The sequence below is a fragment of the Pseudomonas sp. H2_A10 genome (assembly GCF_054680085.1).
Genome location: NZ_CP162821.1, coordinates 5,233,854 through 5,255,721 on the forward strand (window position 1 = coordinate 5,233,854; position 21,868 = coordinate 5,255,721).

18 protein-coding genes and 1 pseudogene are annotated in these 21,868 nt (G+C 57.3%); 2 read left to right on the forward strand and 17 right to left on the reverse strand.

From position 1 onward, the window contains the following. Positions 1-6: 6 nt before the first annotated feature. The 6 genes and pseudogenes from AB4O23_RS24320 to kdpF form a co-directional block, all read right to left on the reverse strand. A complete protein-coding gene (locus AB4O23_RS24320; RefSeq protein WP_017526576.1) occupies positions 7-696 on the reverse strand; it encodes a response regulator in 690 nt (229 codons plus the stop codon). A gap of 37 nt (positions 697-733) precedes the next feature. Then, a pseudogene (locus tag AB4O23_RS24325) lies at positions 734-3,386 on the reverse strand (DUF4118 domain-containing protein). Between the two features lie 94 nt (positions 3,387-3,480). After that, complete coding sequence (gene kdpC / locus AB4O23_RS24330) at positions 3,481-4,026, reverse strand: potassium-transporting ATPase subunit KdpC (RefSeq protein ID WP_065876995.1); 546 nt, start codon at positions 4,024-4,026, stop codon at positions 3,481-3,483. A 75-nt stretch (positions 4,027-4,101) separates the two neighbouring features. Beyond that, positions 4,102-6,159 (reverse strand): potassium-transporting ATPase subunit KdpB, encoded by a 2,058-nt coding sequence (kdpB, locus tag AB4O23_RS24335; RefSeq protein ID WP_460060959.1) that lies wholly within the window; start codon positions 6,157-6,159, stop codon positions 4,102-4,104. Between the two features lie 14 nt (positions 6,160-6,173). Further along, on the reverse strand, positions 6,174-7,868 hold the full coding sequence (gene kdpA, locus AB4O23_RS24340; protein WP_460060962.1) for a potassium-transporting ATPase subunit KdpA: 1,695 nt from the start codon (positions 7,866-7,868) through the stop codon (positions 6,174-6,176). 9 nt (positions 7,869-7,877) lie between these two features. Then, entirely contained in the window at positions 7,878-7,967 is a 90-nt protein-coding gene (gene kdpF, locus AB4O23_RS24345; protein ID WP_003218754.1) for a K(+)-transporting ATPase subunit F, read from the reverse strand. A 411-nt stretch (positions 7,968-8,378) separates the two neighbouring features. Here kdpF and eat point away from each other — a divergent pair, with 411 nt between their 5' ends. Then, entirely contained in the window at positions 8,379-9,743 is a 1,365-nt protein-coding gene (eat, locus tag AB4O23_RS24350) for an ethanolamine permease (RefSeq protein WP_017526581.1), read from the forward strand. A gap of 110 nt (positions 9,744-9,853) precedes the next feature. After that, positions 9,854-10,021 (forward strand): DUF2897 family protein, encoded by a 168-nt coding sequence (locus tag AB4O23_RS24355; protein WP_003172675.1) that lies wholly within the window; start codon positions 9,854-9,856, stop codon positions 10,019-10,021. A 6-nt stretch (positions 10,022-10,027) separates the two neighbouring features. Here the strand turns inward: AB4O23_RS24355 and AB4O23_RS24360 are convergent, their stop codons facing one another. The 11 genes from AB4O23_RS24360 to AB4O23_RS24410 all read right to left on the reverse strand — a co-directional run bounded on the left by AB4O23_RS24360 (position 10,028) and on the right by AB4O23_RS24410 (position 21,859). Further along, positions 10,028-10,876 (reverse strand): urea carboxylase-associated family protein, encoded by an 849-nt coding sequence (locus AB4O23_RS24360; RefSeq protein ID WP_017526582.1) that lies wholly within the window; start codon positions 10,874-10,876, stop codon positions 10,028-10,030. A gap of 15 nt (positions 10,877-10,891) precedes the next feature. Next, positions 10,892-11,536, reverse strand: a complete 645-nt coding sequence (locus AB4O23_RS24365; protein WP_135196688.1) for a GntR family transcriptional regulator — start codon at positions 11,534-11,536, stop codon at positions 10,892-10,894. A gap of 333 nt (positions 11,537-11,869) precedes the next feature. Then, positions 11,870-12,202: a ComEA family DNA-binding protein gene (locus tag AB4O23_RS24370; RefSeq protein ID WP_017526584.1), complete on the reverse strand. Its 333-nt coding sequence runs from the start codon at positions 12,200-12,202 to the stop codon at positions 11,870-11,872. Positions 12,203-12,312: 110 nt separating this feature from the next. Next, entirely contained in the window at positions 12,313-14,307 is a 1,995-nt protein-coding gene (locus AB4O23_RS24375) for a polysaccharide biosynthesis protein (RefSeq protein WP_017526585.1), read from the reverse strand. A 94-nt stretch (positions 14,308-14,401) separates the two neighbouring features. Continuing rightward, positions 14,402-15,430: an MraY family glycosyltransferase gene (locus AB4O23_RS24380; protein WP_116079478.1), complete on the reverse strand. Its 1,029-nt coding sequence runs from the start codon at positions 15,428-15,430 to the stop codon at positions 14,402-14,404. Then, positions 15,427-16,386 (reverse strand): UDP-glucose 4-epimerase family protein, encoded by a 960-nt coding sequence (locus AB4O23_RS24385; protein ID WP_460060970.1) that lies wholly within the window; start codon positions 16,384-16,386, stop codon positions 15,427-15,429. The genes AB4O23_RS24380 and AB4O23_RS24385 overlap by 4 nt, the downstream gene beginning before the upstream one ends. Before the next feature lie 14 nt (positions 16,387-16,400). After that, entirely contained in the window at positions 16,401-17,528 is a 1,128-nt protein-coding gene (gene wecB, locus AB4O23_RS24390) for a non-hydrolyzing UDP-N-acetylglucosamine 2-epimerase (protein WP_017526588.1), read from the reverse strand. Then, entirely contained in the window at positions 17,521-18,531 is a 1,011-nt protein-coding gene (locus tag AB4O23_RS24395; protein ID WP_017526589.1) for a polysaccharide biosynthesis protein, read from the reverse strand. The genes wecB and AB4O23_RS24395 overlap by 8 nt, the downstream gene beginning before the upstream one ends. 13 nt (positions 18,532-18,544) lie before the next feature. Further along, positions 18,545-19,402: a dTDP-4-dehydrorhamnose reductase family protein gene (locus tag AB4O23_RS24400; RefSeq protein WP_460060974.1), complete on the reverse strand. Its 858-nt coding sequence runs from the start codon at positions 19,400-19,402 to the stop codon at positions 18,545-18,547. Between the two features lie 65 nt (positions 19,403-19,467). Further along, positions 19,468-20,646, reverse strand: a complete 1,179-nt coding sequence (locus AB4O23_RS24405) for a glycosyltransferase family 4 protein (RefSeq protein ID WP_460150287.1) — start codon at positions 20,644-20,646, stop codon at positions 19,468-19,470. 1 nt (position 20,647) lies between these two features. Then, the gene (locus tag AB4O23_RS24410; protein ID WP_460060980.1) at positions 20,648-21,859 is read right to left on the reverse strand and encodes a glycosyltransferase family 4 protein; all 1,212 of its coding nucleotides are present in this window, start codon (positions 21,857-21,859) and stop codon (positions 20,648-20,650) included. Between the last annotated feature and the right edge of the window lie 9 nt (positions 21,860-21,868).

Genomic DNA, 21,868 nt, shown 5'->3' on the forward strand with positions numbered 1-21,868 from the left:
TCAGGCTCAAGCACTGAGCAACCGATACCCCACCCCCGCCTCGGTCACGATAAACCGTGGCTGAGTGGGGTCATCCGCCAGCTTCTGGCGTAGATGGCCCACCACGATACGCAAGTAGTGGCTGTCTTCGGTATGGGTAGGGCCCCAGATATCCTTGAGCAGTTGCTGCTGCGTAATCACCCGTCCCGCATGCCGCGCCAGCTGCGCCAGCACTGCATATTCCTTGCGGGTCAGCGCCACTTCGGCACCGTCCAGCAACACGCGGCGATAGGCCAGGTCCACCGTCAACGGGCCAAAATTCAACGCCGCTTCCTGCGCCTCCCCCGCTGGCGCCTGGCGCAGCAATGCGCGCACCCGAGCGAGGAACTCCTGGATGCCAAACGGTTTGGTCACGTAATCGTTGGCGCCACCGTCGAGGGCTTCGACTTTCTGCCCTTCGCTGGCGCGCACCGACAATACCAGCACCGGCACCGTCGACCATTCGCGAAACTCACGTAGCACCTGCTGGCCGTCCATGTCCGGCAGCCCGAGGTCGAGCACCAGCAGGTCCGGTTTGTTCAATGCTGCCTGGGCCAGGCCTTCGTTACCGGTACCGGCCTCGATCACTTTGTAGCCCTGGGAGGCCAGGCTGATGCGCAAGAATTTGCGGATCTGCGGTTCGTCATCAATGACCAAAATCGTCGCGGTCTGGCTCATGGTGTCCAATCAAAATACGAGGTGCAAAGAGGGTAGCTCACGAGTCGCGCTCCAGGCCAGGCTGTGTCGGTAACGGCAGGAACAGCGTGATGCAGGTACCGCGCCCTTCGATGCCATCGGCCACGCTGATGTGCCCACCGTGTGCGCCGACCATGCCCTGGCAAATCGCCAGGCCCAGGCCCGTGCCCTGCCCGCCTCGATCGCCGCGCGCAGCGGTGTAGAACATATCGAAAATCTTCACGCGCTCGTCCTCGGGAATCCCAGGCCCCTCATCGGCCACGGCGAAAAACAGCTGGTTATCCAACGCCCCCGCGCTCAATTTCAAACGGCCCTGGGGCGGCGAAAAACGCGCGGCGTTTTCCAGCACATTCACCAGGGCCTGCTCGATCAGCGCCGCATGCACGTACAACAACGGCAACTCGGGCGGCACGTCGGTGCTCACCTGCAACGGCGCCAGCACCGCTCGCAAGCGGCCGAGGGCGCTGCCGACGATATCGCCGGGCGACACCCAATCGCGCGCCAGCTTCAGCGCGCCGTGCCCCAGGCGGGTCATGTCCAGCAAGTTCTGGATATAGCGGTCGAGGCGCTCGGCCTCGTCGCGGGTGCCTTCGAGCAACTCGCGGCGATCCTCCAAGGGGATGGCCTCCCCCAGCGCCAGCAGGCTGTCGATGCTGCCGCGCATGGACGTCAACGGCGTGCGTAAATCATGGGACACAGAGGCGAGCAAGGCGCTGCGCAGCTGCTCGGTTTCGCCGTGCAAGCGCGCGGACTCCAGTTCCTGCGCCAATTGAGCCCGGGCCAGCGCCTGAGCCAGCGGCTGGCTCAAGGCCGTGAGCAAACGCCGACGTTGGCCGCTCAGCTCCAGCCCTGGTTTGGCGCTGACACCGAGCAAGCCCAACGGGCCTTCTTCACCCGACAACGGCCACCACCACCAGCGCCCAAACGGCAAGGTGCCAGTGCCCATGCCAGCGGGTTGATCATGCTGCCAGGCCCAGTCGGCGGCAGCGCGTTCAGATTCGCTGAGGGTCAGCGGGCCGCCCGTCTCGATCTTCCAGCCACCCTGACCATCGCGATTGAGCAGGCACAGGTCCAGGTCGCTCCAGCCCTCCAGGTGATGGGCCGCCGCGCTGACCACCGCCTGACGATCGGTGGCGGCGGTGAGTTTGCGCGACAGGTCGAGCAGTTCGCTGGTTTCTTCCTGTGTGTCTCGCAAGGCTTGCAGTTGTCGGCGCTGGCGGGCGGCGAGGTTGCCGGTGAGCGCCGCCATCAGCAGGAAAAACAGCAGGGTCAGCACATCTTCTTCGCGCTGGATGGCGAAGGAAAAATTCGGCGGAATAAACAGAAAATCGTACGTGAGAAATGACAACGCCGCACACACCAGGGACGGTCCCAGGCTGCTGCGCACCGCGACCAGCAGCACGGCGGCGAGAAACACCAGCGAGATATTCGGCAGCGGCAACACACTGGACACCGCCCACGCCATCGCGGCGGCCACGACGGTGGCAACCACCGCCAGGGCGTAATCGAACCACACCAGTCCACGCACCTCCGGCAAGCGTGGCGGTGCCGGCGTGTCGTCGCTGTCGAGCACGTTGATTTCCAGGCTTCGGGCATTGCGCAGCAGGCGCGACGCCAGGCCGCCACCAAACAGGCGACGATGCCAACGCATTCGCGACTGCCCCACCAACAACAGACTGGCGCGACGTTCGAGGGCGTGCTGGATAAGCGTCTTGGCCACCTCCCCCGCCCGTAGCAACACCACCTCCCCACCCAGGCGCTCGGCCAGTTGCTGAGCGTTTTGCAAGCGCAGGCGCGACTGCTCATCCCGCGCACGGCCGTTATCGATATGCACCAGGCTCCACGGCAGGTGCCGACGCTGCGCCACACGACTGGCATGCCGCACCAGGCGTTCGGCCTGCGCGTCGCCATCCACGCCCACCAGTAAACGGCCGCGCACAGCCGGGGCGGCCTGGCCAAGTTGGCGATAACCCTGGGCCAAGTCGTCGTCGACATGGGCCGCGGCGGTCTGCATCGCCAGCTCGCGCAAGGCCATCAGGTTGGTCTGGGTGAAAAACGCGTCGATGGCGGCACGCGCCTGTTCCGGCACATACACCTTGCCATCACGCAGGCGCTCCAGCAGCTCGCGCGAAGGCAGATCGATCAGCAGCAGTTCATCGGCCTCTTGCAGCACCCAGTCGGGCAAGGTTTCACGCACTTGCACGCCGGTGATGCCACGCACCTGATCGTTGAGGCTTTCCAGATGCTGAACGTTGACCGTGGTGAACACGTTGATACCGGCGGCGAGCAGTTCCTGAATGTCTTGCCAGCGCTTTTCATGGCGGCTGCCGGGAGCATTGCTGTGGGCCAGTTCATCCACCAGTACCAGCTTGGGCTTGGCGGCGAGCAGGCCGTCGAGATCCATTTCTTCGAGCATCACGCCACGGTACTCGCTGCGCAGCAACGGTTGCTGCGGCAGACCGCTGAGCAGGGCCTCGGTCTCGGCGCGGCCGTGGGTTTCGACGACGCCGGCGATCAGCTTCACGCCCTGGCGCAGTTGAGTGTGGGCGGCCTCGAAGCATGGCGTAGGTCTTGCCCACGCCGGGCGCGGCGCCGAGGAAGACCTTGAGCCGGCCACGGCCGTTGCGGGGTAAGTCGGCTAACAGGGCGTCGGCGCGGCCGGAGTCGCTCATGCGTGGGGTTCCTTCAGGTGTTGATATCGTCAGTTCAATCACGATCAAAATGTGGGAGCGAGTCGAATCGTCGCACCGCCCCTCCCACAAGGGTTCAGAGTTTTTCCAGGGCCATGTTCAGTGCCAGTACATTCACCACCGGCGGGCCCACCAACGGGCTTTCGGTGTGCTCATCCAACAGCCGTTGCAAGGTCGACACCGGCAGATTCCGCGCCGCCGCCACCCGCGCCAGTTGATAGGCAATCGCCTCGGGTGGCAAGTGTGGATCAAGACCGCTGCCGGAGGTAGTCAGCGAGGCTAAAGGCACCGGGCCCTGGCCGGGCACCTGCTGTTTGTTGGCGTCGTCGAACACGCGGGTGGCCAGCGCCGGGTTGCTCGGGCCGAGGTTACTGGCACTGCTGGAAACCGTCGCAAAGGCGCCGGCCGAAGGACGCGGGTGGAACCAGCTGTCACCGCTAAAGTCCTGGGCGATCAGGCTGGAGCCGCGCACTTTGCCACTGGCATCGCGCACCAGGCTGCCATTGGCCTGGTCGGGAAAAGCGACCTGAGCGACGCCGGTCACCACCAGAGGGTAGGCGACGCCGGTGACCAGGGTCATGAGCACCAGCAGGCTCAGGGCCGGACGGATGATGTTGGACATATTCAAATCCTCAATTGAGTCGAGAAACCCTGTGGCGAGCGAGTGTGCTCCCTCGCCACATAAGCACCGTTCGGGTTACACCAGGTGCAACGCGGTCAACAGCATGTCGATGGCCTTGATGCCCACGAACGGCACCAGCAGCCCGCCCAGGCCGTAGATCAGCAGGTTGCGCCGCAGCAACGCCGCCGCACTCGCCGCCTGCACCCGCACGCCACGCAGCGCCAGGGGAATCAGCACCACGATGATCAGCGCGTTGAACACGATGGCCGAAAGGATCGCGCTTTGCGGGCTCTGCAGATGCATCACGTTGAGCACGCCCAACTGCGGGTAGATCGCGGCAAACAGCGCCGGCAGGATCGCGAAGTATTTGGCCACGTCGTTAGCGATGGAAAACGTGGTCAGCGCGCCACGGGTCACCAGCAACTCCTTGCCGATCTGCACCACATCCAAGAGCTTGGTGGGATCGCTGTCGAGGTCGACCATGTTGGCGGCTTCGCGGGCGGCCTGGGTGCCATCGTTCATCGCCATGCCCACGTCGGCCTGGGCCAGCGCCGGCGCGTCGTTGGCGCCGTCACCGCACATGGCGACCAGGCGACCGTCGTTCTGCTCATGGCGAATACGCGCGAGTTTTTTCTCTGGGGTGGCTTCGGCCAGTACGTCATCCACGCCTGCTTCTGCGGCAATCGCGGCGGCGGTCAAGGGGTTGTCGCCGGTCACCATCACGGTGCGGATGCCCAGTTTGCGCAGCTCGGCGAAACGTTCGCGGATGCCGGGCTTGACCACGTCCTTCAGGTGGATCGCACCGAGCAGTTTGCCATCGGCGCAGACCAGCAACGGCGTGCCGCCGCTTTGGGCGATTTTGTCGATTTCCCGCGACAACGCCGGTGGCAGCTCACTGCGCTGCTGGCCTATGAATGCCAGCAGCGAATCCACCGCGCCCTTACGGAACACACGGCCCTGGTAATCGACACCGGACAACCGGGTTTCAGCGCTGAACGGCACGGCCGTCAGTTCATCGACGGATGGCTCAGCCTGGGGATGCAAGGCGCGCAGGTACTCGACGATGGATTTACCTTCCGCCGTGTCGTCCGCCAGGGACGCAAAGAGCGCGCCTTCGGCCACTTCGCGAGCGCTGACGCCAGGCGCCGCCACCACCGCCGCACAGCGACGGTTACCAAAGGTGATGGTGCCGGTTTTGTCCAGCAGCAGCACATGCACGTCCCCCGCCGCTTCCACCGCCCGGCCGGACTTGGCGATCACATTGAGGCGCACCAGGCGGTCCATGCCGGCGATGCCGATGGCCGACAACAAGCCGCCAATGGTCGTCGGAATCAGCGTCACCAGCAGTGCGACCAGGAACACCAGCGGCAAGCTGCCATTGGCGAAGTGGGCGAACGGCTGCAGGGTGACGACCACCAACAAAAAGATCAGCGTCAGACCGATCAGCAGAATATCCAGCGCAACTTCGTTGGGGGTTTTCTGGCGTTTGGCGCCTTCCACCAACGCGATCATGCGGTCCAGGGTCGACTCGCCCGGGTTGGCGGTGATGCGGATCAGCAGCCAGTCCGAGACCAGGCGTGTATTGCCGGTGACGGCCGAACGGTCACCGCCGGACTCGCGGATTACCGGGGCGGACTCGCCGGTGATCGCCGCTTCGTTGACCGCCGCGATGCCTTCGATGACCTCGCCGTCACCGGGGATCATCTCCCCAGCGGCAACACGCACCACATCGCCTTTGCGCAGGCTGGTGGCCGGCACCACCTTGAAACTGCCGTCGGCCTCCTTGCGCCGTGCACTGAGGCCCTCGCTGCCGGCCTTGAGGCTGTCGGCGCGGGCCTTGCCGCGGCCTTCCGCCAAGGCTTCGGCGAAGTTGGCGAACAGCACGGTGAACCACAGCCACACGGCGATTTGTACGGCGACAAACGTGGGCACGGCGGTATCAGGCACAAAGCACAGCACGGTCGTGAGGATCGCGGTCAGCTCAACCACCAGCATCACCGGTGAGCGTTGCAACTGGCGCGGGTCCAGTTTGACGAACGCCTGGATCAGCGCCGGGCGCCACAGCGCGGAAATGGCGGTTTTGCCAGGCGCCTGAGTATTGGTCGGGGCCGCGTTTTTTGCAGGCATATTCATCTTCATATCCCCTCTTAGAAGCCCATGCTCAGGTGTTCAGCAATAGGGCCCAACGCCAGCGTCGGCAGGAAAGTCAGGCCGCCCACCAGCAAAATGGTCACGGTCAACAGGGTCACGAACAGCGGTCCGTGGGTGGGGAAGCTGTTCTGGCCAATCGGTGCGCTCTTTTTCATCGCCAGGCTGCCGGCCAGGGCCAGTACCGGGAGGATGTAGCCAAAGCGACCGATCAACATGCCCAGGCCGAGCATCAGGTTATGGAACGGCGTGTTGGCGCTGAAGCCAGCAAACGCCGAGCCGTTGTTGGCACTGGCTGAGGTGTAGGCGTAGAGCAGTTGGCTGAAGCCATGGGGGCCAGGGTTGCTGATGGCACCGGCTGGGCCTGGCAGGCTGGCAGCAATGGCACCGAGCACGAGCACGCCAACCGGCATCACCAACAAGGTCACGACGAGCAGTTGCACTTCCTTGGCCTGGAGCTTCTTGCCGAGGTATTCCGGCGTACGCCCGATCATCAGGCCGGCGAGGAACACGGCGATCAACACGTTGAGCAACATGCCGTACATACCGGCGCCGACGCCGCCGAAGATCACTTCGCCGACCATCATATTGACCAGCGCCACCATTCCGCTGAGCGGGCTCAGGCTGTCTTGCATGCCGTTGACCGAACCGTTGGACGCCGCCGTGGTGGTCACCGACCAGAGCACCGTGCCGGTGGTGCCGAAGCGCGCTTCCTTGCCTTCCAGCGGCGCGGTTTGCTCCACGGCCGGGTTGTTCAGGCTCGGGTTGGGCTGGTACTCAGCCCACAGTGACGTCGCGCCGCCGATCAGGAACAGCGCGAGCATGCAGCCCAGAATGGCGCGGCTCTGGCGCAAGTCTTTGACGTAGTGGCCGAAGGTGAACACCAATGCCACCGGGATCAGGATGATCGACGCCACTTCAAACAGATTGGCCCAGGCGGTAGGGTCTTCAAACGGGTGCGCCGAGTTGACGCCGAAGAAGCCACCACCGTTGGTACCCAGTTGCTTGATCGCGATCTGACTGGCCGCCGGGCCCAGCGGGATCACCTGATCCACGCCTTGCATCGTCACGGCATCGACGTAATGGGCGAAGGTCTGCGGTACGCCCTGCCACACCAGGAACAGTGCCAGCACCAGGCACAACGGCAACAGCCCGTAGAGGGTGGCGCGGGTCATATCGACCCAGAAGTTACCGAGAGTCTGAGAAGATTTGCGACCAATCCCACGGCATAACGCGACCAGGACTGCCAGACCAGTGGCTGCACTGACGAAGTTCTGCACGGTCAGGTCGGCCATCTGGCTGAGGTAACTCAGGGACGCTTCGCCGCTGTAGTTCTGCCAGTTAGTGTTGGTCATGAAACTGACTGCGGTGTTGAAGGCCAGCGTCCATTCCTGGCCCGGCAATTTCTGCGGGTTCAGTGGGAGAGATCCCTGGAACAGCAAAATCGCGAACAGCAGCAAAAAGCCCGCAAGGTTGAACGCGAGCAACGCCAACATGTATTTGCGCCAGCTTTGTTCCTGCTGCGCGTCCACGCCGGCCAGGCGATAACAGGCCCGCTCGACAGGCCCCAGCAGCGGGCTGAGCCACGTGCGCTGGCCTTCCATCACCTTGTAATAGAACCGCCCCAGGAACGGCGCCGGCACCAGCACCACGGCAAAGAAGGCGATGATCAGCCAATAGTCATAACTGTGCATAGCCCGCTCCTAGTTCCGATCCGCGCGTAACAGCGCAACCAGCAGATAAATGAACAGCGCCACGGCCAATAGCAGTGACACCCCGTCCAGAACGCTCATGGAAGTCTCTCCGTTTAGCGGCGAGTGCCGCGTGTGGGGCAATTGTCCGCAGGAGTGGCGTAAAGGAACGAGAGCATGGGGGTAGGCGGGGCGTAAAGATGGCGTAAAGAGTGGGTTTATGCGGGGTTTACGCCGGGGTATTCGGCGTTTGGGCGGGCGTTATCGGGAGCAAGCCCCTTCCCACATTGAACCGTATTCCAAGGATGTATCCGGTCAACATGTGGGAGGGAGCTTGCTCCCGATAGCGCCGGCACAGTCACCGCCGCACCCCTCTGGTGCAACGCCGAGAAATTTCAAACGCCAAACCGTCCCCCAGGCGACAGTTGCGTCGCTTTACGACAATGATTCTCAGGCTGGCATGGCCGCTGCAACACCTTGAATCATTCCAAACCGTTCCGGGAGCGCAGCACAATGAACACACAACTCAAACCCACCTTGGGCACCCTGCACTTATGGGGCATTGCCGTCGGGCTGGTGATTTCCGGGGAGTATTTCGGCTGGAGCTACGGCTGGGGCGTGGCCGGGACCTTGGGCTTTCTGGTGACCTCGTTGATGGTCGCCGCGATGTACACCTGCTTTATCTTCAGTTTCACCGAGCTGACTACCGCGATTCCCCATGCCGGCGGGCCATTTGCCTACAGCCGCCGCGCCTTCGGTGAGAAAGGCGGCTTGATCGCCGGCCTCGCCACACTGATCGAATTTGTCTTTGCGCCACCGGCCATCGCCTTGGCCATCGGCGCGTATCTGAATGTGCAGTTTCCGGCACTGGACCCCAAACACGCGGCCGTCGGCGCTTATATCGTGTTTATGGGCCTGAATATCCTCGGTGTGAAACTCGCCGCCACATTCGAACTGGTGGTGTGCGTGCTCGCCGTCGCCGAGTTGCTGGTGTTCATGGGCGTGGTCGCCCCGGCCTTCAGCTTCAGCAACTTCGCCCTCAATGGCTGGGCCGGTTCCGACACCTTTGGCGCACCGGCGATTGCCGGCATGTTTGCGGCCATTCCGTTCGCCATCTGGTTCTTCCTCGCCATCGAAGGCGCAGCCATGGCCGCTGAAGAAGCGAAAGATCCCAAGCGCACCATTCCAAAGGCCTACATCAGCGGCATCCTGACCCTGGTGATCCTGGCCATGGGCGTGATGTTCTTCGCCGGCGGCGTGGGTGACTGGCGCACCCTGTCGAACATCAACGACCCGCTGCCACAGGCGATGAAAACCGTGGTGGGCGACAGCTCCGGCTGGCTGCACATGCTGGTGTGGATCGGCCTGTTCGGTCTGGTGGCAAGCTTCCACGGGATTATCCTCGGCTACTCTCGCCAGTTCTTTGCCCTGGCTCGCGCCGGTTACCTGCCGTCTTTCCTCGCCAAGCTGTCGCGTTTTCAGACACCGCACCGCGCCATCATCGCCGGTGGTGTCGTCGGTATTGCCGCCATCTACAGCGACGGCCTGATCAACCTGGGCGGCATGACCCTGACCGCGGCGATGATCACCATGGCCGTCTTCGGCGCCATCGTGATGTACATCATGAGCATGCTCAGCCTGTTCAAACTGCGTAAGACCGAACCGCTGCTGGAACGCACCTTCCGCGCACCGGGTTATCCAATCGTGCCCGGCATTGCGCTGGTACTGGCGGTGGTGTGCCTGGTGGCGATGGCCTGGTTCAACACGCTGATCGGCCTGATCTTCCTGGGCTTTATGGCGGTGGGTTTTATCTATTTCCAACTGACCGCGCAGGACCGTGCCGATGCACCGGTGGACGCAATGTTGACCGGGCTCTAAGGTTTCGAGGCAGAACGGGCCTACACTGAACTACTCAGAAAGCCCGTTACTCAAAGCAGCTATTGCCGTGGGAAAATTCTCCCACGGCAAGCTGCCTCAAGGAGAGCCTTATGCCGTGGTATGCGTGGTTGATTATGGTGGTTGCGATCGGGTCGATCGTCGGTGGGCTGATGATGCTGCGTGACAGCGCCAACAAGGTGGAACTCACCGACGAACAACGCAAACGCGTAGCCGAGCGCAACGCCCAGGCGGATGCCAAGGATGCGCAGGATCGCTAGGGCTGCTTACTCCCAGTCCGCCTTGGCGATATGCAACCCGTGCTGCCCCTTATAGGCAGCACGCTCCGGCTGGCTCCAGCCGCTCAATAGTTCATCCTCCAGCTTATAGATCTCAACCCCAAGCGGACGGCAGACCGTCAGCGGGTCCTGTGCATCCGGCCCCCACATGGGCAGCGACAAATCCCCACCCGGGCACGTCGACAGCGCGCACAACACATCTATCTCGGCAAAAAACTCCAGGTAATCGCCCTTCTGCGCCGGGCACGCCTTCATGAAATACATGTCGTCGTGATTCAGGCCCGTACATTGGAAGATATTCAGCACGTCATGCACGTCAAACTCTGTCAGACCGTGGGGTAATACCGCACGGGTCAGGTTCGAATGGCAATGGTGATGGAAGTCCTCACCGGTCAACATGCGGTTCACATAGGGATCGCAACGCGTGCCCAGCAAATCGTGCAGGCGCCCGCCGTGTTCATCGATGCCGTAACTGGCCAGGCTGTCATCGGTGATGGTTACCAGAGGCCGCAAAAATGGCAGGTTCGACCACAGCCGATCATGGGTGCTGACATGCGCCCCCTGCAACTGGCGAGTACGCGCCGCCCACAGACGCTCGCGCGGATCATGGGCATTCCACACGTTAAAATCCCCCACCTGCGGCCCCACCGGCGTGGTCACACGAAACACATGCCCTGCCGGCACCTTCCACGCTTTGCCCGTTCGAATCGGTACCTCGAACTGCTCGATCAACGTACGTTTATCCGCCCGATCACGAATACGCTCATAAAACGCAGTGTCGACCTGCAGCGCTGAACCCTTACTGACCTGATAAGCGGCCGGATAGTCTTTGTACATGGTGCAAGTCCTCGATCAGGGATAGGAAAACAGGGCCAATGACAGGCGTTCCGAATCATCCAGGTACAAGCTCATCGCCTCCCCTGCCGCCGGCTTGTCTTGCTGGACCAATAATTGATAAATCTCACGGTCACGCTCCAGCCAGGGCGATTGAAAACGCTGCTCATCAGGCGCCGCGCAAAACACCAGGCGCAGTTGCGCGATGACTTGGGCGAAAAACTCATCGAACAACGGGCTGCGCATCAACCCGACAATCTGCTGATGGAACAGCAAACTGTGAGTCGCCACGGCTCGCCAATCTTCACGTTCGCGAGCCAGGATGGTGGCGTCAATCGCGTTTTGCATGCACTCCGATTGCTGCAGGGTGAGCGCACCGCTCAGGGCTATGGCCTGCAATTCAAGGGTGCGACGGACGACGAATAAATCCCGCACCTCTGCGCGCTCCAATCGTCGGACCACCACCCCCTTATTGCGCACATAGCGGGTCAGCCCTTCCTGCCCCAGGCGATGCAAGGCTTCCCGGATGGTATTGCGCGACGCGTTATAGGCCTTGACCAATTCCACCTCCACCAACGCCATACCCGGCAACAGCCGCCCACCGATGATATCGGCGCGCAACTCCAGAGCTATCTGGTCGGCTAAAGACAAACTGAGCGTCATGGCTACCTCGGGATTGTTGAACAATCTTTCGGGTAGATGTAATCACTTTTCATGCCAAGGCCGGCGCACGAGGGAAAATACAGAGTGGTTAACCTGCGAGTCTGTAACCGAGGCTGCGCTATGTTTTTTTCTAACGGCTATGTAAAACGGCATCAGGGAATGGATGTGAGCAAAAGCGCTTGGCGACAATGTCGACCCTGATGGTCGCATTGGGGTTGGCGAGAAGTGGAAAACGCAGAATTGGCGAACCGCGTCATGAACAGGCTGCGGGGAAGACCTAAGGCACAGGTTTCGAAATGGCAAAAAGGCCGGCCAACGACCGGCCCCCTTTACTTAATTGACAACAAGCCTTTCGCGGTTCTTTTCCAGCAACGCTTTACCGATGCCTTTTACTTCCAGTAACTCGTCCACCGCCGTAAACGGGCCGTTACTTTCGCGGTAAGCGATGATTGCCTTGGCTTTGGCGGCACCAATACCGAACAGGTCGCGACGCAGGGTTTCGGCATCAGCGGCGTTGAGATTGACTTTGGCGGATTGCTCGGCCTGGCTCATCTGCGCCGAGACAGGGGCTGGGGCTTCGGGTTTGATGGAAGGGGCTGCGGTGGTCGCAACCGAAAACGCGGTGACGACGGCAAAGATCAGGGAAGAGATGTAGGTATTTTGCATTGGTGACGCTCCATGACATCGGTAGAAGAGAAGCAGCTTTCCGAAGCTGCTTTTCAAACTTAGGCGATGTCTGGAAGGAGTCAAAAACCCAGGCGTTACAGAGTGTGAGCTTAAGGCTCCAAACGGCGCTGTTGAAAAATAAGATCGACGATTTCACCATCCGGCGAATAGCCACTTACCGTGTCGCGCAGCAGCTGTCGAACACGGGAGTAATCGTCCTGATCCAAGGCCCCCAACAGTTCGTTCAACTTACCTTTGAGAAGATCCCAAGCCAGATGATCTTCATTGGCGCTCATGATCATCGGGTGCTGAGTTGCAACTACGTTGTCGCCGATAAGTAATTCTTCGTAAAGCTTTTCACCGGGGCGCAGTCCTGAAAACTCGATGGCGATATCGCCATGAGGGTTTTTATCAGAGCGCACACTGAGGCCCGACAAATGAATCATCTTCTCAGCGAGCTCGACAATCTTCACCGGCTCGCCCATGTCTAGCACGAATACGTCGCCGCCCAAGCCCATGGAACCGGCCTGAATTACCAACTGCGCAGCTTCCGGAATAGTCATGAAGTAGCGGGTGATTTTCGGGTGAGTGACGGTCACCGGGCCACCCGACTTGATTTGCCTGTGGAACAGCGGAATCACCGAGCCAGAGGAGCCAAGGACATTGCCGAAACGCACCATGGTGAATCGGGTCTTGTTAACGCGCGAGACGTTTGAATTGTCGCCAAACAATACGGGGGCTACCTCTCGACTAAGGGCTTGCAGCGTCAGTTCGGCGAGGCGCTTCGTACTGCCCATCACATTGGTCGGGCGGACCGCCTTATCGGTAGAGATCAGCACGAAATTGGCGACGCCCGTCTGCAATGCGGCTTGCGCCGTATTCAGTGTGCCCATGACATTATTCAACACGCCTTCGGCGATGTTGTGCTCCACCATCGGCACATGTTTGTACGCGGCAGCGTGATAAACAGTGCTGATGTGCCAGGCTTTCATGACATCGAGCAACTTGGATTGGTTACGCACCGAACCCAGGATGGGTAAAATTTTGACCGGTAGCGACTCGCGGTTAATACGCTCTTCGAGTTCGCAAAGGATGCTGTATAAATTGAACTCACTGTGTTCGAACAGCAGCAGCGATTTAGGGCGCAGTGGAAGAATCTGCCGGCACAGTTCTGAACCAATTGACCCACCCGCACCCGTTACCATCACGTTCTGCCCTTTGATACAGCGTTCGAGCAATTCGTGCTGGGCTGGCACCGTGTCCCGACCCAAAAGGTCTGCAATATCGACTTCCTGGATATCGTCGACCTTCACCCTGCCACTGGCCAAGTCCATGAAGCCGGGAACACTGCGCACATGCAGAGGGAAACCTTCAAGAAACCCGAGGATTTCACGGCGGCGACCGCGGTTGGAGGATGGAATAGCCAGCAGTATTTCCTGCGCCCCCGTGGCATCGATCATGCGTTGAATGTGCTTGGGCTTATACACTTGCAGCCCGGAAATAACGCGCTCGGAAATACTAGAATCATCATCAATAAAAGCCACCGGCCGCATAACACGCCCCATTCGCAAGGCGGCTACCAATTGATTGCCGGCAGCGCCTGCGCCGTAGATGGCGACGCGCGGCAGCCCATCCTCACGATTAGTAAACGGCACATGTTGCGCAGCGGAAAACCAATCACCCAAGAAGTATTGGCGCATGCCAAGTCGCACGCCGCCTACCATGATCAGACTGAGCCACCAGTAGTTGAAAATAATGGAGCGCGGAACCACATTTTGATGGTTGCTGTACCAGTAAACCACCACGCCAAGAATGAGCGAAGACAAGCTGACCGCCTTGATAATCGCGATCAATGCGTCGTTGCCGAAGTAGCGCATCACAGCACGGTACATACCAAAGCGAATGAACAGCGGAATTGAAATCACTGGAGCGGCAATGAACAACCAGAGGTGAAGACGAACCGGGTTGGCCAATTCATCGATGCCCAGGCGTACAACGAAAGCAAGCCATAAGGCAGCCCAAACGACAAACACATCCGTGCCGACCTGAATCAGTCGTTTTTTTCGTCTAGGCAAAGCGACCAAGTAGGCCCTTAACTTATCCATAGCGTTTTCAAACACCTCTTAACATCCTAATGCTTTGCCTTGGTAAAGCCATCCATGAGCCCTTCGAGGCGTTCTGCCCGGCTGCACGTGCGGCTCAGTCAATAACGTCTGATCGCTCAAGTTCTCCAGCATGAAACTTGATCGCCAGGAAGATCAGCGGTAGATAAGCGACAACCAGAGCCCACGTTCCATCCCATCCATATAGAACAACACCGAGTGCAATGGGCAACAACCAAACGATATTAATGGCCGCCACCGCCAACGTCACTGGCAGGTGTCTACCGAACTTGCGTGAAGCAAACTGATAGGCATGACTGCGATGCGCTTCGTAGACCTTATCGCCCCGTAGCAGGCGGCGCACCAGAGTGAACGTTGCATCAACCACAAACACACCCAACAAAATCAACCAGGCCCAGAAAAACGATGATTGAACCCAACCGGCCTGAATCGCAAAACAACCCAAGATAATGCCCAGAAATCCGCTTCCGGCATCCCCCATGAAAATTTTGGCAGGTGGGAAATTCCAAACCAGGAACGCGCTCACCGCAGCAGCTAAGAGCAGCGGTAACCAAATCATGTCCTGATGACCACTCAACGCAAAGAGCAAACAGCCACCAAGGCACGCGCAGATGGCTTCAACACTGGCAATCCCATCTATACCATCCATAAAATTATAGAGGTTGAGCATCCAGACCAGAAACACAGCGGCCAGAATATTCCCGATCAGCCCCAGATGCAGTTCCCAGCCGAACACCGTCAGCGGGCCAAGTCCGTCCATCCAGAACAACGCCCAGATCGCTGATGCGAAATGGCCAGTCAGGCGCCAGCGGGCAGCGATATGGCCATGATCATCCATAAAACCCAGTACGGCTACCAGCGCGCCGGCTCCTCCCATTGCGATCAACGTATGGGCCGAAACCAAATCCAGCCACCCCAAAACAGGAGTCACCGCCAGAAACGCCAGCACGATTGCAACACCACCACCGCGTGGCGTGGGAATCGAATGCGAACTGCGCGCATTCGGGATATCCATAATGCTTCGCGAAAGCGCATAACGCCTAAGTACAGCAGTCATCAAAAATGAGGTTAATGCAACAACAAGAACAATCCACCCTTCACTCATTTCTTTTCATTTTCCATGTAATCCGAGGCAGTGAGCTTCAACGCCTGTTCCACTGACAATGGCGGCGTCCACCCCAGAACAGCACGCGTTTTGGCGATATCAACCTGCAATGAACCACACAACCGTTGAGACAAGCTGCGCTTGCCTAGCATGCGGGCAGCGGCATTCAGTAAAACGGCAGGGACGGGAAGCAGACGCGCCGGCTCTTCCAACGCTGATGCCATCTTGCGTAACAGGGCGGTGGTGGACAAATCTTCGCCATCGCTGACCATAAAGGTCTGGTTGGCAGCCGCCGGATGACTCAGACACAGAACGGTCAGATCAACCAGGTTATCCAACGCTACAAGGCTGCGAGCGTTATGAATGGCGCCAAAAGGCAAAGGTAACCCCTTATGCAGCCAACGCATCATGCTCAGAAAATTAGCTTTCACACCTGGCCCATAAACCAGTACGGGGCGAATGATCACCACCTCCATACCCGTCGTTAGGGCCAACTCCCGAAGGCGCTGCTCGGCTTCCATCTTTGAAACCCCGTAAGGGTCTACCGGGTTGCCTGGCTGATCAGCAGTAAACGGCACACCGGGCTCGGTGCCTTCGCCGTTGACCTTGATCGAGCTGAGAAACACAAAGCGACGTACCCCAGCCTCCGCAGCCTGACGCGCCACGTTAAGCGTGCCTTCGACATTGACCACGCGGAATGCGTGAAGGGGGTTAGCTTCCAAGTCGTTCATGACGTGAACACGAGCGGCGCAATGGACCACTGCGTCCACCCCAGACAGTTCCGCCGAGAAACTCGCCGTTGCAAGGTCCTCGAATCGAACCACCCGCTCGGCCGTTGCGCAGGTAAGATGACGGCCCCTTGCGGCAACAGTGACACGAGTGTCAGCACGAGCGGCTAACACTTGAACCAACCGGCTGCCGACAAATCCCGAAGCTCCAGTGACGAAAATGTGCACGTAAAGCTCCTTGCCTACGACTTAGACCAAACAGTGCGATTAATATAATCAGTATAACTGTGCACAATACGCACGACTTTCTTGGATACAGCACCGCCAAGATAATCATCGACCACCGCAAGCGCCCGCTCGCCACGAACATGTTGCGTGGTGACGATACGCACCGAATCAAGAACGCGCTCGGCTCTCAACCCACACATTATCAGCGTGCCTGCATCCATGCCCTCTGGTCGCTCATGAGCATTGCGGATGGTGACTGCCGGCAAGTTCAGCAACGAGGCTTCTTCGGTGATAGTACCGCTGTCGGACACCACGCAAAACGCCTCCATCTGCAATTTGATGTAGTCGAGCAGGCCAAACGGCTTTACGAAGCGAATCAGCGGATGATCCAGAGACTCGCCCAGTGCCTCAAGGCGCTTGCGGGTGCGAGGGTGAGTAGAGACGATGACCTGATAGTGGTATTCGTCTGCCAGTGCCTTCAGTGAACCGAGCAAATCCTTCAAATTGTCTGGGGTATCAACGTTTTCCTCACGGTGCGCGCTGACAATAAAATATTGCCCCGCGACCAGCCCTTCTCGAACCAGAACATCCGATGCTTCAATTTTGGGCATGTAATGCTGCAAGACTTCCGCCATATGCGACCCGGTCTTGATAATGGTCTCGGGACGCACACCTTCATCCAGTAAATAACGACGTGCATGCTCGGTGAGTACCATATTGATATCACTCAAATGGTCCAGCACTTTGCGGTTGAGTTCCTCGGGTACACGCTGGTCGAAACAGCGATTCCCCGCCTCCATGTGGAATACCGGGATTTTTCGACGTTTGGCGGATATAACCGCCAGACACGTATTCGTATCCCCGTAGAGCAACAGGGCGTCGGGTTTTTCCAACTCAAAAAGCGCGTCTGATTTGGCGATCACCTCTGCAATTGTCTGAGCCGCAGTTTCGCCAACGGCGCCTAAAAAGTGGTCGGGCTTGCGAATGTCCAGCTCGTCAAAAAACACTTGATTAAGCTCATAGTCATAATTCTGGCCCGAGTGAACCAAAATATGCTGAGTCTGTTTATCGAGTTCTGCGATCACCCGACTCATCTTAATAAGTTCCGGGCGAGTACCGACTAGCGTCATGACCTTAAGCATTGAGCTGCTCCTGAATAAACTCCAACTTCAACAACAGCGTTTTAACACCTTCGACGTCCAAACGTTCTGTATTATGGGAGGTGTAATCATCCAACTCGGAAATATGCGTTTCGCCTTCGACAAAGTACTTCTCATAATTCAAGTCGCGATTATCCGCCGGAATCCGATAGTAGCGCCCCATGTCCTCGGCCTTGGCCATTTCCTCCCGCGAAATCAGCGACTCATAAAGTTTCTCACCGTGTCGAGTGCCAATAACTTTAATCGCATTTAAACGCTTGAACAGTTCTTTCAGCGCTTGCGCCAAATCCTCTACCGTAGAGGCCGGAGCCTTTTGCACGAAAATATCGCCTTGCTCGGCAAACTCGAAAGCATGCAACACCAAGTCCACGGAGTCTTCCAGCGACATCAAGAAGCGGGTCATATTGGGATCGGTAACCGTCAATTCGCCGCCTTGTTTCAGCTGATTGACGAACAACGGGATGACCGAACCCCGCGAGGCCATGACATTGCCGTAACGCGTGGAGCAAATAACCGGGCCGCCTTGTGGGATCATTCTGGACTTGGCAACCACCAGCTTTTCCGCCATAGCCTTGGAAATACCCATGGCGTTGATCGGGTACACCGCTTTGTCAGTGCTCAACACCACGACACGTTCTACATTGTTCGCAATGGCCGCGTTGAGCACGTTCTCTGTACCCAGAACGTTGGTTTTGACAGCCTCCATTGGGTAAAACTCACAGGACGGAACCTGCTTGAGTGCCGCCGCGTGAAAGATATAATTGACGCCCACCATGGCTTGGGAAATGCTCGCGTAGTCACGCACATCACCAATATAGAACTTGACTTTGTCATTGCCCAACGCAATGCGCATATCTTCCTGTTTTTTCTCGTCGCGACTGAATACCCGAATTTCTTTTACTTGGGTGTCGAGAAAGCGCTTTAAAACGGTATTACCGAAAGAACCAGTGCCACCGGTAATCATCAAAATTTTGTTATCAAACATAAAACCTCCTAATTTATCGCTGTGCGCGCATAAACTGAATCAGCTCCGGCCATGACGGCGGATTATAACCCACGGCCTCCCGAAAGCGCGTCGAGTCAAGGGAACGATCGATCGCTAATTGGTTATCGGGAATAATATCGATATTTTTCTGGTAGACCTTAGCGATTTCGGTCAGCAGCGTAAATTTATCAATTGGTTTGGCAGAGACGTGATAAAGACCGGATAACTCTGGTTTTGGCAGTACAAACTCAGCGATGATACGAGCCAGCTCTACGGTAGGCACACCGGAAAAAATAGCTTTCGTGAAGCCCTTTACCGAACCTTCCTGGGACAGAAACCAGTCGACCAGAGATGCACTACTTGCTAACTCATGGCCAATAATCGAAGTGCGCAACGTTATCGCATGAGGCTGATCATTCACCTCACCAATGAATTTGGATTTACCGTAAAGGTCCACTGCATCCGACGTATCGGATTCGAGGTACATGCCCTTCGTTCCAGTAAATACGCAGTCGGTACTGATATGAATCAGCCGTGCGTTAATCAATTGGCATAACTTGGACAGGCGATGCGGCAGCATTGAATTGAGCGGCAGCGTCGACAGGGGATCTTTGGCTTGGGCTAATTGCTTGATCAGGCCGACACAGTTGATCACCACGTCAGGACGGTTTTTTTCAAACACCGCTACCAAAGACTCGTAATCCAAAACATCAACATCCGAATAAAAGCCGCACGCGTGCTTCTCTTCGAAGTAATTGGCCCCGCCTTTGCCACGCATAGTACCGAAAACGCTATGTGAAGTGTGATTGGAAATGTACTTGAACACGGTACTTCCAAGCATTCCCGTCACGCCCAGCACTAATATTTTCATGATTGATCTCTAAGAGTTGGCAATACGGTTTTCAATAATTTGTACCAATCGATGGCATTGCGTCTTCATTTCGTAATTGTCACAGAAAAACCTGAATGCCGCCGCTCCGTAGGCAGCTCTTTTTCCGGCGTAGCCTCGTAGAGCGCCTCAATGTTCTTGGCCAGCGCTGCGGCATCCTCTGCTTGCGAACATAAGCCAGCCCCCGCCTGGGCCAAAATCCTCGCCCCTTCGCCATCCAGAGCAGCCAGAATAGGCTTGCCTGCTGCCATATAGGCTTGGATCTTACTGGGTATGGTCAATGCGAATATCTCTTCTCGCTTGAGTGTCACCAGTAACGCCCCACTTTTTGCGAACAATTCGGGCATAGCTGAGGAGGGCAAACGGCCTACGAGTTCCAGATTGTGCAGATGGTGCTGGCGTTTTTGTTCCTGCATCCAATCCAAACGGCTACCACTGCCCACCACGACAATCTTGCAATCCAGGTGCACCAGAGCCTTGGCGGCATCGACAATAGTCTCCAAGGACTGTGCAAACCCAAGGTTCCCGGCAAAGACCACGCAAAAATTCGACAGCAATAACTGGCGGACCTCAAGCGGCACGCCATCAACAGCATTCGCTTGCGTGGCTGCAACGCGGTAAGAGTTGGGGTAGTAGACGAGCTTGTCTTTCGCCACGTACTTGGACGCAGAGGAAATGAACGCTTCAGATTGAACCAGGACCGTGTCCGCCCGTGCGTAGATAAAACGCACCAAGACACCTATTGCCTTCAACAGCATTGGATTTTTGATAAACCCTGTTGCCTTGAGCGTTTCCGGCCACAAATCCTGCACCCAAACCATCAAGTGAGCCTTGCAGGAACGTTTTAACACGATGGCAGGAATAGCTGCTGTAATCGGCGAAACCGCAAAAACGATGATTGCGTCAAATTGCTTACCAGCGTTTTGTTTCGGGAAGTACCTGACGCCATTTGCCACAAAGGAAAGGTAGTTGAGAAGCAAGTTTTTAGCGCCACCTGACTTTCTGGGCCTCAACGGAACCCTATGAACTTTTACTCTGTCCTTGTAGATCTGCTCACTACAAGCAGTGGAGTCATAACCTTTGTAGGTATCGCCTTCGGGATAATTAGGTTGTCCTGTAAAGACTTCAACAGTGTGCCCGAAGCACGCCAACTCCTCGGCAACATCATTGATAATGAAGCTCTCAGGATAAAAATACTGAGTGACAATCGCTATATTCAAAGACATATCATCCCACACTATCAAATCGGGACTTAAGCGCTTTAGGCCCCTGAAGAATAACTGACTTGACAAATGACAACATGGCAACCCAGCGATTAATTGAAATATCAAATACAGGGGTCCGATTAGACAGCTCAACAAACCGCTTTGATGTTTCAACGATATCAAACGATTTGGCTTTTTGCCGATGTTTATCAGAAACTTCGCTGTATCCCTCAGGACTCATACTATGTAACATCTCGATTGTTTCCCGAATCCCTACTCTCACTGTAGTCGCTGACACTTCGTTGTAGGAATACCCTGAGACATCCGAAAATAGACCACACGTCAGCGGTAACTCTATGGATTCAATGCCCACCACCGAAGGAATACCGGCTGCAGATGCTTCAATGATCGTCGTACCAGAGCCCACGAAACAAAACGCGCCGTCGAAAATGCTGGGGAGCTCGGCATACTCCACTTCGCCCATAAAGTGCACATAATCACTGACACCGCATCTCTCAGCCAGCGAGATAAGCGCAGCGTGCTCTGGACCGGCGCCGTAGATAAAATACTCAAAATTTGCACGTTTACGAAGCTCTGACAGCTGTGCGATGACATGCTTATTATAAACTTTAAAATCGACTAAACGGCCTATGGAAACGATGCGCAGAGACGACTGAAGTGGCTGACGAGTACTATAGCTTTCAAAGGATACCCCCAGCGGCAATACATCCAGCGTCGCCACATCGACATTAGAAAGCGCCGCTGCCATCTCCGCGGTTCTCTCATTAGGAAACAGCGTCAAGTGGACGTTTTTATCATACAATTCGAGCATTTTCTTTCTGAAATATATATTTCGACCCCGCCACCAACTGACTTCCATAGAGTGATAGATACCAATACTAAGGAAAGTGAACTTCAACCGCGCCTTATTCAAAAAAACATAAGCCAACGTTAACACGTCCACCACATGAACGACATCGTATATAACCGGATCCTTTGGCACGGGCAACAGCGCATTTATCCAACTGGACGCAGGAAAAAATGGCAGATGTTCTACGATATTGACTGTAGCGTAATTAGACAACTCATTGAACAGGCCTGCGTCATACTTATTCGAAAGTAATGTAACTGTTACATTACACCCGGACTGACTGAGGTATTTAGACAACCTGACAACATAGGTCTCAACGCCACCAATGGCCAAGCCACCCAATACAAGCAAAATATTCTTCATACACTCACC